A 14,229-nucleotide genomic window follows, 5' to 3' on the forward strand; every position below is an offset into this window, starting at 1 on the left:
CACCATTTCCTCCTGCTCCTGCTGTACCTGCGGTAGCTGTAATATTACTATTATTTCTTAACCAGAATAAATCATTAATATTTAGGGTAATTTCTCCTCCTTCATTATTAATGGTTTCTGCTGTAATGAAGGCTTGATTATCTAATATTAATGTTCCTGCTTGTAGTGTAATATTACCACCTTTTCCATTTCCTTGACTATTGACTCCAATTCCTGCGCCATTTCTAATAATAAATATTTCTGGGTCAATATCAATACTACCACTGTCTCCTGTTGAACCTATTTGAGTATTGGCAAATAGTCCTGTATTTGTGCCATCCAAGGTAATATTATCTCTTACTTTCATGATGATATTGCCAGCTTTAGCATTACCTGATGTACTGGTAAGAATTTGTCCACCATTATTAGCTGTAAGTTTATTAGCTGTAATATTAATATTTCCTGCTGCACCATTAACATTTGAGGCAGAAATTATTGCACCATCACTAATTGTTAAAATATCAGTATTGATCAAAATATTTCCTGCTTTCCCTTCACTAGAAGGCGTAGTATTTGAGAATAAACCGCTACTACTACCCGCAGGAACCGAAGAGTAACAGGAATCAAAACATAGCTTATTTTCAGTAATGCCAGAAATTTTGACATTATTTGCATTAATTGTAATGTCTCCTGCATTACCTAATCCGGCCGTAGGAGTTCTAATTTGTGAACCATTTTCTAACGTAAAATTGTTAGCATTAACTTTAATATTCCCTCCTTTTCCCTGAGTATTTTCTTCCAGATCACTCACAATAATACTACGTGAAATATTAAGATTTTCATTGACATTAATGTTTATATTACCTGCTATTCCTTTACCCTGTTGATCTCTTACTGCCGTATTTATAGAAGAGTCATTTATATATAAAGAATTAGCTTGTATATTAATTATCCCTCCTTGCCAATCACCATATATTGGATAGGAAGTACCTCTGTCATCTCTACTTCTCACATAAGAATTAATAAAGCTATTGTTTTTTAAATAAATATCTTTTGTAGCATTTATTGTTATAATTCCTGCTTTTCTATTTTGATTAGTATTCCCACTATGATTGAATAAATCACTTCCTAAAGCTCCTTGATCAAGTTGGACATAATCACCATATATAGATATATTTCCAGCGTCACCCATTGTGTAATTGGTAGTATATATAACTGTACCAGTTAAATCAACAGAAGAAGCTTTTAAAGTCACATCTCCTGATTTCATTGTGCCACGAGCAAGTATATTTCCTCTATATCTATAAATATTATTTTTAGCTTCTAATGTGATATTTCCTCCATAATTTCCAAAAGAATAAATAGATCCTGCATCAATGCTACCCTGTTTGGCTATAAGTGTAATTTTTCCCGAATTATTAAAATACTGTAAATTAATATTTCCTCCGACTGATTCCAGAGTACTATCAATATTTCCTAATGTTAAATTTGCTCCTAAAATGCTAATATCTCTACCATTAGTTTTGATATTATCAGTAATATCCATCTGGAAATTACCAACACCATTATTATCAGCATCTGTAGTAAATTTTATGCTGCCATTACCACTAGCTAAACTTAAAATCTTATCACTTAAAGGATTAATATTAAAATTATTTATTGCTTGAAATATTAAATTTGTATTTCCCGATAAACTCTCTAATGTAGCTTTATCAATTGTGGCACTATCATCCTCACCAATAGTCAGATTTTTAGTATCCAGTAATAATGTATCTGTTTTTATATTTCCCCTAACTTTCAGATTTTCTGCACCTGTGATTTGAACTGTTCCCCCTTGCGCTGTTAATGTACCTGTGTTAGTCACATTTGCCCCAAATAAAGTTATATTCTTACCATCAGCCACTTTTAAATTACCTTCATTCTTAATTTCTGCTTGTTGATTTGCCAAAGCATTAACAAATAACGACCCAGGTTGGACAGAAAGAAAATTACTACTTTGAGGATCACTAGTGCTAAATAACCCAAACCCATTTTCACCTAACTTAATACTATCTGCTGTTGTGGCTGTAAATGAACCTTTAATATCTAAACTTGCACCATTACCAAAATATATCCCATTGGGATTAATTAAAAATAAATTTGCATTTCCTTCTACTCCTAATTTTCCAAAAATATTAGAAACATTTCCACCTGTAACACGAGTTAATATATTTTCAATATTCACAGGGTTAGCAAAATAAACACTTTTACCTATATCTACATTAAATTCTGTAAAGCTATGAAATAAATTAGTACCTCTAGTAGCACCACCTGTTACTGTATCCTTTAATCCGTTGCTACTAATATTAGAACTTTCCGTAGCTAATGTATTATCAGGTATTAATTGTGCAAATACGCTTTGACCACTTGTGGTAACTCCCGCTATTACTAATAATGCTAATGTTCCTTTATAAGCAGATTTGTAGGTTATATTATTCATATTCATTCACATTTTCCACTTAGTAATAGTATTAATTCATACATGAAAAAAATACAACATAAGTAAGAAATTGATTTACTACATACTAATGTTAATTTTTTTATTTTCCACTAAAATAATTATATCATATATTTATATTTTACATCAGTTAAATTACTGATAAATACTGATTTCCTTCTATAAGTTTTGTTACCTAAGAACTATCCCAATAGTCATCTAAAGATGACTAAATATATCAAAACTATCTTGATTGTACTTTAGTAAATTTTAGCCTGTAGCTACAAAATTTACAGGGAGGATGTTTGTCAAATATAGGAATTACGCAAGTGTCACACTAAAAAATCTGTTGAGTGGGTGCGTCAGATATCAAAAATTTGGTTATTTACATGATTTATACTGTCTGACGTGGTTAGTGAGCTTGTCGAACCACACCCTACCAATGTGCCAGTTCCGTAAATCCTGTTTTGGTCAGAAGTTGCGTATCTTTTTAACTAATTACCACAAAGTTACTAACTTCTAAAACAGTACCAATCATAGCATTAGTTACTAAATCTGGACGCAATTTACCCGTAATTTCTACCTTTAGTCCAGATTGCAGTAAACTAGGATTAGTGCTTTTAAGAATTTGATAAGTTTTGCCATCTTCAGTGACAAAAGCCCAAGCACCAAGCCCCACTAACCGACGTTCAATAATTCCTCTAGCTGTAATAGTCATAATTAACAATCTAATATTGATGTACAATTGTGGATTTTTTGCAGGAGTTTAGCATTGCTAAACCCCTAGGAAATTATGCTGTTTTTTCCTCGTTCCTTAATGCTAAACTAGCCAATAAATAACACAGTATCGCATTGACAAGTAAAAAGGAACGCGCTAAAATGCTATTTCCTAAACCCCACACCGCAGGATCATAAATAGCACTTACACTTAAACAAGCTGTAACTCCTACAGTTGAACCAATAGCAAACCATTTTCCTTGGGGATGTCCTAATAATAAAGCTATTAGGATGAAAGGAATGATCACACTGGCAAAAATAGGATTAAAAGCGTCTGTTCCCTGTACAGCATTACCCAATTCAGGAAGAGAACTACCCAATACACGAAATGGCCATTGTGGGATATCGTAGATATAAAAACCTTTCAAAAAGAATAATCCTGAACTACCAAATATTAAACCAGTAGATAAGGACCAACTCCACGTAAAGGGGAAGTAAACTCTTAAAAACCAGGCTAATAAATATGAACCTATCACCATTAATAGTTTAGGCACAAGGGCAACAACACCACCATCTATCCAAAAACGCGGGTTAAGGTAGCCATTGTCTCTTAACCATCTAAAAAAGTCAGGAAAGCTAATTTTGCCTTCTGTGGCTAATTTTACAGCAGCTTCAGCGTTTAATTGTCCAGCACCATAATAGTTTAAACTATCATCAGGTATTACTCTAGCTGATTGTTTCAGAATTTGTAATATCTCTTCCGGTTCTTTTACGCCTGTGGCTTTAATAAGCGCAGCAACTCCGGCCACGTGGGGAGAGGCCATACTTGTTCCTTGTAGTCCTAAAAATACCCCTTCTCCGTTTTCGCCGATGGTTTCTTGCAGTATTGCACCAGCTTCACTACCTCCTGGGGCAGATATATCCACACCTGCGCCATAATTAGAATAAGATGCTTTTTCTCCGTCTGGTCCAAAGGCAGATACACCAATCACATGGGCATAACGAGCGGGATAACTTACACCATCAGCACTTTCATTGCCAGCAGCCGCAATAATTGTTACTCCTTTACTATGGGCGTAATTTATTGCTTCTTTCATCAGTTGACTTTCGCCACCGCCACCTAAACTCATGTTGATAATATCAGCACCGTTATCGGCAGCAAATTTAATAGCTTCGGCAATATCTGCCACTGTTCCGGCCCCATCGGCATTTAATACTTTTAAGGGCATTAAACTAGCTTCATAGGCTACCCCAGCAACTCCATACTGGTTATTAGTGGTTTGGGCAACTGTACCGGCCACGTGCGTACCATGTCCATTATCATCTGTCGCTTCTTCTCGATCATTTACAAAATCATACCCTTTGACCATTTTAGTATCATAAAGGTCACGCACTTTAGTAATACCTGTATCAATCACTGCTACGGTAATCCCATTACCTTTACTGTGTGTCCAAGCTGCTTCAATGCCGATTTTGTGCAAATTCCACTGTTTGCTGTAAAATTGGTCATTGGGACCTGTGAGATTGGTATTTGGTTGATCATTTGTTGTTGGAACAGTATGATTTGGTTTGGTTTTATAAATGTAGTTGGGTTCAATGTATTCCGTAGCTGAGTCCAATGGGGAATGTTTTAATTCTTGTAGACGTTGCTTATCGCCTTTGATAATGTATACATTATCTTTAGCGGAAAACTGGTTATCTAGTTGGGGAGTAACTTGATATTTTTGGGCGATCGCTTGCAAATCTTGTTGTATAACTGTTGCAGGTATATCTTCCCGAAAGTCTAGCAATATCGTCTGAAATTCCCCTTTTGTTGCTAGTCCCTGAAAATTCACAAAGCCAAGGACAGCAAGGGTTATTCCCATGACAAACAAGCACAATAATATAAATTTTCTCATATCTGATGTATCACCGCTTGTTGTGAGTTTATCCAATACCATAACTTATTTTACAGCGATTTGTTCAGATCCCCGACTTCTTGAAGAATTTGGGGAGCTTGATGTCTGTCATAGGTTATAATAAGTCTGAAATCTCACATCTAGTCACACCTAAAATATATGGAACGTGGTCTTTTTTGGTTGCCTTTATTATTCGCCTTTTTTTGGTTAGCTTGGCAAGGTTATCAAGAATATCAAAAAGTAGAAATTTACCGTCTTTGGGGTAAACAATTTACCAGGGCAAAATATGATATTTATGCTGTTATAGGACAAAAAGATAATGATATTACCTGGGGAAAACCTACTGCTAAAGGAATAATTAATTTACAAACTTTCTCTTTATTAGATGTACAAGAAATTCAACTTTTAGTTAATAACAATTCTGTGGATATGGAAAATATTACTACAAAAAATGTTAACGTAAAACTACAATTTTTATTGAAAAATAATGAATCTGTGGAAATTCCTTTTACTCAAGTTACTTTGGCAGCAGAATGGGGTAAATGTTTACAGGGTATAATCACAAGAAATCATTAATAAATTAAGCTGTTGTGCCTTTAACTTGAATAATTAATACAAGCAAGATGCTTGTGCTACTGTAACTTCAGGTTTTTTAATTATACAGTGAGTGCTACACATTAGCTTAGATGCAAGCAAGATGCTTGCACTACAGTAATTTTAGGTTTTTTAGTTATACAGTGAGTGCTGCACATCAGCTTAGTACAGATTGGCGTGAATAAACCAACCATTGTAAATCTTCCAAAAGCCTATAATGTCTTGGTTTTGAATGCATGACTTCCTACTATTTTATATCACCCAGAGGCGCAGAGTTACACAGAGAATGTTATTTTTGATGGTTTTGCTGCTAAATAGACCTGCGGGATAATTTGTGCGATAATTAATGTAGAGACGTTCTATAAAACGTTTCTACAAGGGTTGTAGAAAACGCATATTTAATTATCACAAGATATCTAATAGGAATTTTGATCACAAATGCCGTTTCTATTTTTCTATAGGAACTTGACTAAATAACAACAAAAAGAATGAGTCAAATTCATAACACATAATCTTTGATATACTGAACTTGCTCTGGTTAATTCCCCTGATAACTACGATAACTACTATCGCTTTTTGCCTTTTGCCCATTTTTGCATTATTCTTGAGCACAAACCTGTTATTACTACCTGTTTTTTACTCTTTCTGTGTTCCCTAACTATGAAAACACCTACAGGATCTCCTTATCAACAGTCTCCACAACCTAATTATCCTCCTACTGTTCCTTTGTGTGTCTATCGAGAATTAACAAAGGAGTTAGAAGCATTACAAGCTAAATTGGATGTAGTAACAAGTCAAAATCACAAGTTAGCACAGGAAAATACACTCTTAAAACAGGAGTTTCATCAGGTTGTTAAGTCTTGTTTAGAGTTACAAAAGCTATTGTATGCTTCTCAAAATACTACTTCCACATCTCCGGTTATTCCTAAAGTGGCTTACAAGAGTCAAGTATTGGATGATCCTGTAACTCATTCTCCCATTCATCCCGATACTAAATATTCTATTCCTACTCCTACTCCTATTAATACCCCCAGTCCACCACCAATTGTATCTGATCTTCGCCAAAATCCTAAAGCTCGCACTAAGCCCCCCGCAACACCTTTAACTCCTCCTTCCTCTAAAAAGAAGGTTAAACCACCTAAAAAACGCCCTCAGATGTCTTCTATCCCTGCAATGGATATCAATTCTCCTATATTGGAAAGTTCAGAAAATGTAGAAAATATATTTATAGAGGAGAAAGTACGTACTTCTACAGAAAATGATTCTGGAGGATTACATACTGGATGGTTAATGTTAATGATTATTTTTATTATGATTACTGGTTTTAGTGCTGGTTATTTAATTGTGCGGCCTTTATTAGAAAGTCAAACTCAAGTTAAGTAGCTATCGGAGTTGGGAGTTAGGAGTTAGGAGTTAGCACTCGCATTAGCTTCTACTTTTAAACGCTTAAACATAGCTTCTCTACCTTGATTGGCCAAGGTATCATCTAATGGTGTTAGTTTAATTTCTTCTTGATATTTTAAGCGCAACGCTGTTTGAATTAACCAGTCCGCAATAAAAGGGTTTTTTGGTAATAATGGACCGTGTGAATAGGTAGCGATCGCATTTTGATAAAACGCCCCTTCTGTTCCATCTTCTCCGTTATTTCCTAAGCCATATACCACTTTCCCTAATGCTTCTACTTTCCCTAATGTTGTTCTCCCCCCATGATTTTCAAAACCTACTAAATAAGGCTTTCTCCCGATTATTTCTGTTAATTCCTGTGCTAACCTAGTTGCTGTCACTTCTATGACTAAGTTTCCTATACAGCGTTTACTGTTTTCTCCTGGATGTATAGATACTAAATCTAATATACCTAAGCCCTCTATTCTTTGTCCAAAACCAGGTTCATAGTAATTCCCTAATAATTGTGGTGAACCACAGGTAAATACTCCTGGTGTACCCTTATTGATTTTATCGCGTATGGCATCTGCTTTATTACCTTGCAAATCACGCATGACTATTTCCTGCTGGCGATCCTGCGCGCCTCCACCCACTATGATATCTACAGATTGAATATCTGCGGCTGTAGAATTCTGATCCAAAGGTACTACAGTTACATGATAACCTCGCCATTGGGCGCGACGTTCAATAGTGATCACATTTCCGCGATCGCCGTAGGTACTCATTAACTTAGGATATAACCAACCAATAATAATTTCCATGTTAGCTGTTTTTCACTACTATCTCACTAATCTTTCCACTTGACAAGTTTAGCTTCTTTTTATTATGTCCTGGACTGCTATCCACGCCCAAATACATCGTACCATCCGTCATCGCCATTTACTTCTACCCAAACAACGTTTATTAGTTGCAGTATCGGGTGGACAAGATTCTTTATGTCTGATTAAACTACTACTAGATATACAACACAAATGGCAATGGTTTATTGCTATTGCCCATTGTGATCATTGTTGGCGGGAAGACTCCCAAGATAATGCCCTTCATGTGCAAAATTTAGCTGAGTCTTGGCAAATACCCTATCATTTAGCAACCGCTAGTGAACCTATAAACACCGAAGCATCTGCTAGAAATTGGCGTTATCAAGCCTTAACAGAAATTGCCCAAATTAATGAATACTCTCATATTATTACAGGACACACTGCCAGCGATCGCGCGGAAACTTTATTATATAATCTCATACGCGGTACAGGTGCAGATGGTTTACAAGCCTTAACTTGGCAACGTTCACTGGCTGATAATATTCTGTTAGTTCGGCCACTGTTAGAAATTACCCGTTCCCAAACAGCGGAATTTTGTCAAAAGTTTCATTTACCTATTTGGGAAGATAGCACCAATCAAAATTTACACTATTGTCGCAATCGTATTCGGCAACAGCTTATTCCCTACCTGCAAACCAACTTTAACCCCAAGACAGAAGCCAACCTTGCCCGAACAGCAGAACTGCTACAAGCAGAGGTATCATACTTAGAGGAAATAGCCCACCATTGGCGGCTAGAAGCCTCAGAAACCGGGGAGAATAGTAATTTTGGACTTAATCGCCGGATTTTACAAAAAGCACCCTTAGCCATCCAACGTCGCGTGATGCGTCAAGTGTTACAGGAAATTCTTCCTGAAAGTCCAAACTTTGAACACATTGAAAAGCTGACAGCCCTAATTATCGCACCTAACCGTTCGCAAACCGATCCTTTTCCTGGGGGAGCGATCGCCCAAGTACAGGATGATTGGATTATAATTATCTAAAGGTATCATCCTATATTCTAGTTTACTGATATGGCTAATTCACAAAGTTTACTGATTCGTCAGGCTGAGATTATTTTACCGGATAATCAGCTAATTGTGGGCGATGTGTTAGTGGAAAATGGTAAAATTACCACAGTGGATACTCACATTACACACAATACACCCATTCGAGAAATTGATGCACAAGGTTTAACTTTATTACCAGGAGTAATTGATCCGCAGGTGCATTTTCGTGAACCGGGGTTAGAATATAAGGAAGATTTATTTACCGCCAGTTGTGCTTGTGCTAAAGGTGGAGTAACTTCTTTTTTGGAAATGCCGAATACTAAACCTTTGACTATTAACCAGTCAGCTTTAGATGATAAACTACAACGGGCAGCTAGTAAATGTGTAGTTAATTATGGCTTTTTTATTGGTGCTACGGGAGATAATTTAGCAGAATTACTAACTGTAAAACCTACTTGCGGAATTAAAATTTTCATGGGTTCAATGCACGGGCAATTATTAGTTAGTCAAGAGGAAATTTTAGAAGGAATTTTTGCCCAAGGTAATCGTTTAATTGCGGTTCATGCAGAGGATCAGACAAGAATTAATCATCGTCGTCAACAATTCGCGGGAATTGAAGATGTGTCCATACATTCACAAATTCAAGATAATGAAGCAGCTTTATTAGCGACAAAATTAGCGTTAAAATTATCCAAGAAATATCAACGACGTTTACATATTTTACATTTATCTACTGGGGAAGAAGCAGAGTTATTACGTGAAGAAAAACCTAGTTGGGTAACGGCAGAAGTCACACCACAACATTTATTTCTTAATACTAGTGCATATCAAACTATTGGTAGTTTAGCACAAATGAATCCACCTTTGCGATCGCCAAAAGATAATCAAATTTTGTGGCAAGCATTATTAGATGGAGTAATTGATTTTATTGCTACGGATCATGCTCCCCATACCTTAGCAGAAAAAGCCCAAGTTTATCCTAATACACCTTCGGGAATGCCCGGAGTAGAGACTTCTTTACCATTAATGTTAACCGCAGCTAAGGAAGGTAAATGTACAGTTTCTCAAGTAGCTAATTGGATGTCAACCGCAGTAGCTAAAGGTTATGGCATTGAGAATAAAGGACAAATTACACCAGGCTATGATGCTGATTTAGTATTAGTTGATTTGGTGAATTATCGTCAAGTAAAGCGGGAAGAATTATTAACTAAATGTGGTTGGAGTCCCTTTGAAGGTTGGAATTTAACTGGATGGCCAGTAATTACAATTGTGGGGGGGGATATGGTTTATGAACAGGGAAAATTAAATACTCAAGTACGAGGGAAGGCATTAAATTTTAAAGAGTAGTATGAATACCATCTCATCAGAAGTTTAATAGATTTTCAAGTGGCGATTGCTTTCATTCATAGTGTAGACAATCGCCTACAGCACAGGTTGAATGATAGTTGAATGTTTAATTTTCTAATAGCATAAAAGTATAAATTAGTCACAAATTATATCACAAATTATAGCTATTTGTAAGCTAATTTGCACCACTCATTGTATAAGCAAAAAAAACTAAAATGACAAAATTATGATCAAGGATTGTGAAATTCAAAGTTACAAATTTCCACGTCTCGACTACCTGCTGCTGTATGTATTAAATTAACACTAATATAGTTGTCTGGTTTATAGGGTAATCGTTCTGGCCATTCAATAGCAACAATACCAGGAGTTACATCTAAACCTTCCCAATAACTTTCTAAATTTAAACCTATCACCTCCTGGGGTTCTAAACGATATAAATCTAAATGATATAGAGGAATAGATCCTTCTAAATATTCATTAATTAAGGTAAATGTAGGACTAACAATAGGTGCAGTAATTCCTAAACCTTTACCAATTCCTTGCACTAAGGTAGTTTTACCTGCACCTAAATCTCCTGTTAATAAAATGATACTTCCAGGAGGTAGATTTTCGCCTAGTTTTATCCCTAAATTTTCTGTAGCTTGGGCATTCTCCAGATTGATGGTGACCATAATTAATTGGTGATTGGTAAAATAATCTTTTGACTCGGTGACTCCTTGAACTCCTGACTCAGTTACCACTACTTCAAGTTATGAACACTACTATACCATTTTAATAAAACCTTGGCTAGTTTTTGAGGATCATGACGTACTGCGCCATTTTCATCTTCATAAATTATATTGGCTGGTACTATCCGCCGCCCCAATTCTATCACATTTTCTCGATCTAAAAATACTGGATGGGCATTTTGTTGAGAATACCTGATTAATGCTTGGGCTGAAGGTGTTTTTTTATGAACTAACACCGCATCAAATAATCTTCTGTTATTACATACCTTGTCAATAGCAGCAATATGTTGGGATACCGTATAACCGTCAGTTTCTCCTGGTTGTGTCATGATATTACAGATGTAGATTCTTGGACTTGTACAATGAGCGATCGCCTCCGTAATTTCCGGTACTAATAAATTAGGAATTATACTAGTATATAAACTACCCGGACCAATAATAATATAATCTGCTTCTTTAATAGCTTTAATTGCCGCAGGTAACGCTGGAGGATATTCAGGGATACAACCGATTTTAGCTATTTTACCATTAGCTTTAGGTATATTTGATTCTCCTTCAATACGTCTACCGTCAGTTAATTCAGCCCATAAACGGACATCACTTAAAGTAGCAGGTAAAACCTGTCCTCTCACAGCTAACACTTTAGAACTAGCAGCAACGGCTCTTTCTAAATCACCTGTAATCTCACTCATAGCCGTTAAAAACAAGTTACCAAAACTATGACCAATTAAACCATCTCCTGCTTGAAAACGATATTGAAATAACTCTGTTAATAGCTTTTCTTCATCTGCTAAGGCTGCTAAACAATTGCGAATATCCCCAGGAGGTAAAACCCCAAATTCCTGGCGTAAACGACCAGAAGAACCCCCATCATCTGCTACGGTAACAATAGCAGTAATATTAGCACTATAGGTTTTTAAACCACGTAATAAAGTAGAAAGTCCCGTACCACCACCAATAACAACTATTTTCGGTCCACGATATAAACGACGATGATTTAAAATCACATCTATTAATTCTTCATCATCACCTTCTGGTCTTAATACTTCTGTAATAGACGTGAAAGTGCGAGATTGACCCCAAAGCACTAGTAAAATACCACAGATTAAAACTAATGGACCAGTAATATAACTAGGCAGAATATTAGTAATCACTCCCAAAAAATTTCTGATTAGTTCTATAGCCCAGAAAATAGGTGTGAGTTTAATCCAAATAGCTAACCCCAAGGTGGATAAAATTACACCACCAAGGCTAATCAGCAACCAACGTTTTACAGATAAACCAGGAGACAACCACTTAAACCATTGATTAACACGATAGGATGTGCGATTGTGGGATTGTAGTTGTATAGCATCAAGGGCTTGTTTAATAAAACCTATAGACATATTGATTTAATAGGAAACTGTTTTGTGAACAAATGTCTGGTCAAGTCTTGTCCAGGATTATTTCATGAAATACCGATTTTAAGATTTTTCATTTTAGAGTAATCCAACTTTTACTTATAATCTTCTGTAAGTCAACACTAAAATTAGGTTTTATTTATTCTCCATCATATCAGGAATTATAACTATCACTCGGACAGGATGTTAAAAGTTCAAGTTTATGGAAAAACGCATTTTAGGATTAGATCCCGGTTTAGCAATTTTAGGTTTCGGAGTCATTGACTGCCAACAGAATGCCACAAAAACAACACAATATACCTTACAAATGATAGATTTTGGTGTAATTCGCACTTCTGCAAATACACCTATGGAACAACGATTATGTATTTTATTCGATGATTTACATACTCTAATTAATGAATTTAAACCTGATTTGGTGGCTATAGAAAAATTGTTTTTCTATCGTATGGCTAATACCATTATAGTGGCACAGGCTAGGGGTGTTTTAATGTTGGTGTTAGGACAACATCACTTACCTTATCTGGAATTTACACCAGCACAAATTAAACAAGCCTTAACACATTATGGTAATGCTGATAAAGCAGAAGTTCAAACTGCTGTGGCTAGAGAGTTGGCTTTGGATGATATCCCTCAACCAGATGATGCCGCAGATGCTTTAGCTGTGGCTTTAACCGCAGCTTTTCAGGTATTGTAGATCACGCAGAAGTGCAGAGTCGTTAGAGTCGTTTTGGCGATTTATTAATATTTCTCAATATTCGCCATATTTTGTTAGTAATAAAATGTTCAAACCTTTATCACATCTGGATTTAAAAATTAGAAAATTATTTGGGTGATTCCCAGTTTAATGGAAGACGGTTACAAGGACTTGCAATATTAAACCAGCCAGACATAAGATTTTAGGATTTAGTGAACATGAACATTTTGATTTTACAAGGTTTTGAGGTTAATGTGAGGCCATTTAGGGAAAAATTAGGTAATGTCTGAAAACACCAAATAGCTGTTAGTAGATAAAAATAAATGGACTTATGGTATAACTGGAGTGGTTTTATTGCCTAATTTAAGGAAAAATTAGGGAAGAATCAAACCTATCCTGAGAAATCCTGACTATATAAGCAATTCCCTAATTTATTTCCATATAACTGCTGTGCGGCCATTGTCCACCTAATAAAGCGTAAATTTCTACAGGTTTAGCGGAAATAGTTACACCAATTTCATAAGATTTACCAGTGAAGGCAGCAAACCGTCTACAGGCTTCGTCATAGTAATAACTATAACGGTAATTTTTGTTAGTTAAATCAATGGCAAATAAGCCATAAAAATAACGGGGAATACTTTGCATTGTTTCCACAATTTGCCCTAAATTACGGGCTAAAATCGCATTTCTTGGAACTTCTGTACCCCAAGCTGTATCCAAAGCCCAAGACGCAGAACTGAGGTGAGAACCTCCACAAATTCCACAAATTCTAGGGGTAACAATTAAACCAGCTTGAGGATCTTTTCCCCGTAAAATAATTTCAAAACCGCGAAAAAGTTCGGCATGAGTCCAGGCATTTGTAACATATCCATCTTCAATTTCTACCCGAACATCTAAGTCCCCTTCTACTCTTCCAACGGGGGCTATATCTAAGGTTTGAGTTCGCATATTTTTGGCTAATTGGTAATAGGTAATAGATAATTGGTGATAGGTTTTTACTCCTAATCACCACTCACTAAACTAAATAGAACTTACACAAGTGTCACACTAAAAATCTGTTGTAAGGCGTGTCAGATATGAATAATCTGTTTATTTGCAGCCATGCAATCTGACGCACCCTACCAATGTTTACCAATGTTTCAGT

General features: G+C 35.9%; 11 protein-coding genes and 1 pseudogene. 5 read left to right on the top strand and 7 right to left on the bottom strand.

What is annotated here, in order from left to right; genetic code table 11:
* The 3 genes from H6F32_RS15630 to H6F32_RS15640 all read right to left on the bottom strand — a co-directional run.
* Positions 1–2,458: filamentous hemagglutinin N-terminal domain-containing protein (locus H6F32_RS15630; protein WP_190370234.1), on the bottom strand; the 2,458-nt coding region annotated here is incomplete at its 3' end.
* Between the two features lie 487 nt (positions 2,459–2,945).
* Entirely contained in the window at positions 2,946–3,173 is a 228-nt protein-coding gene (locus H6F32_RS15635; protein WP_190370235.1) for a hypothetical protein, read from the bottom strand.
* A gap of 73 nt (positions 3,174–3,246) precedes the next feature.
* Entirely contained in the window at positions 3,247–5,070 is a 1,824-nt protein-coding gene (locus H6F32_RS15640; protein WP_190370263.1) for a S8 family peptidase, read from the bottom strand.
* A gap of 159 nt (positions 5,071–5,229) precedes the next feature.
* Between H6F32_RS15640 and H6F32_RS15645 the strand changes: the two genes are divergently transcribed.
* On the top strand, positions 5,230–5,646 hold the full coding sequence (locus H6F32_RS15645; protein ID WP_190370236.1) for a hypothetical protein: 417 nt from the start codon (positions 5,230–5,232) through the stop codon (positions 5,644–5,646).
* A 678-nt stretch (positions 5,647–6,324) separates the two neighbouring features.
* Positions 6,325–7,047 carry a hypothetical protein gene (locus H6F32_RS15650; RefSeq protein ID WP_190370237.1) on the top strand — a complete coding sequence of 241 codons (723 nt, stop codon included), beginning with the start codon at positions 6,325–6,327 and terminating at the stop codon, positions 7,045–7,047.
* A 23-nt stretch (positions 7,048–7,070) separates the two neighbouring features.
* On the opposite strand, the gene H6F32_RS15655 is transcribed toward H6F32_RS15650, so the two are convergent.
* Complete coding sequence (locus tag H6F32_RS15655; RefSeq protein ID WP_190370238.1) at positions 7,071–7,868, bottom strand: type 1 glutamine amidotransferase; 798 nt, start codon at positions 7,866–7,868, stop codon at positions 7,071–7,073.
* 64 nt (positions 7,869–7,932) lie between these two features.
* On the opposite strand from H6F32_RS15655, the gene tilS reads away from it, so the two are divergent.
* Positions 7,933–8,907, top strand: a complete 975-nt coding sequence (tilS, locus tag H6F32_RS15660; RefSeq protein WP_190370239.1) for a tRNA lysidine(34) synthetase TilS — start codon at positions 7,933–7,935, stop codon at positions 8,905–8,907.
* A gap of 30 nt (positions 8,908–8,937) precedes the next feature.
* Entirely contained in the window at positions 8,938–10,260 is a 1,323-nt protein-coding gene (locus H6F32_RS15665; protein ID WP_190370240.1) for a dihydroorotase, read from the top strand.
* A 230-nt stretch (positions 10,261–10,490) separates the two neighbouring features.
* Here H6F32_RS15665 and tsaE read toward each other — a convergent pair whose 3' ends face one another.
* Both tsaE and yvcK read right to left on the bottom strand, forming a co-directional pair.
* Entirely contained in the window at positions 10,491–10,931 is a 441-nt protein-coding gene (gene tsaE, locus H6F32_RS15670) for a tRNA (adenosine(37)-N6)-threonylcarbamoyltransferase complex ATPase subunit type 1 TsaE (RefSeq protein WP_190370241.1), read from the bottom strand.
* A gap of 68 nt (positions 10,932–10,999) precedes the next feature.
* A complete protein-coding gene (gene yvcK, locus H6F32_RS15675; RefSeq protein WP_190370242.1) occupies positions 11,000–12,373 on the bottom strand; it encodes a gluconeogenesis factor YvcK family protein in 1,374 nt (457 codons plus the stop codon).
* 217 nt (positions 12,374–12,590) lie between these two features.
* Here yvcK and ruvC point away from each other — a divergent pair, with 217 nt between their 5' ends.
* Positions 12,591–13,085, top strand: a complete 495-nt coding sequence (gene ruvC / locus H6F32_RS15680) for a crossover junction endodeoxyribonuclease RuvC (RefSeq protein ID WP_190370243.1) — start codon at positions 12,591–12,593, stop codon at positions 13,083–13,085.
* A gap of 438 nt (positions 13,086–13,523) precedes the next feature.
* Here ruvC and H6F32_RS15685 read toward each other — a convergent pair.
* Positions 13,524–14,033: pseudogene (locus tag H6F32_RS15685) on the bottom strand (nickel-dependent hydrogenase large subunit); the annotation flags it as partial.
* Positions 14,034–14,229: the final 196 nt, after the last annotated feature.

Origin of the sequence: Anabaena sp. FACHB-1237, assembly GCF_014696225.1 — a bacterium.
GTDB lineage: Bacteria > Cyanobacteriota > Cyanobacteriia > Cyanobacteriales > Nostocaceae > FACHB-1237.

Coding starts and splice junctions, on each gene's coding strand:
- H6F32_RS15635 (WP_190370235.1), bottom strand. CDS start 3,173: ATGACTATTACAGCTAGAGGAATTATTGAACGTCGGTTAGTGGGGCTT.
- H6F32_RS15640 (WP_190370263.1), bottom strand. CDS start 5,070: ATGAGAAAATTTATATTATTGTGCTTGTTTGTCATGGGAATAACCCTT.
- H6F32_RS15645 (WP_190370236.1), top strand. CDS start 5,230: ATGGAACGTGGTCTTTTTTGGTTGCCTTTATTATTCGCCTTTTTTTGG.
- H6F32_RS15650 (WP_190370237.1), top strand. CDS start 6,325: ATGAAAACACCTACAGGATCTCCTTATCAACAGTCTCCACAACCTAAT.
- H6F32_RS15655 (WP_190370238.1), bottom strand. CDS start 7,868: ATGGAAATTATTATTGGTTGGTTATATCCTAAGTTAATGAGTACCTAC.
- tilS (WP_190370239.1), top strand. CDS start 7,933: ATGTCCTGGACTGCTATCCACGCCCAAATACATCGTACCATCCGTCAT.
- H6F32_RS15665 (WP_190370240.1), top strand. CDS start 8,938: ATGGCTAATTCACAAAGTTTACTGATTCGTCAGGCTGAGATTATTTTA.
- tsaE (WP_190370241.1), bottom strand. CDS start 10,931: ATGGTCACCATCAATCTGGAGAATGCCCAAGCTACAGAAAATTTAGGG.
- yvcK (WP_190370242.1), bottom strand. CDS start 12,373: ATGTCTATAGGTTTTATTAAACAAGCCCTTGATGCTATACAACTACAA.
- ruvC (WP_190370243.1), top strand. CDS start 12,591: ATGGAAAAACGCATTTTAGGATTAGATCCCGGTTTAGCAATTTTAGGT.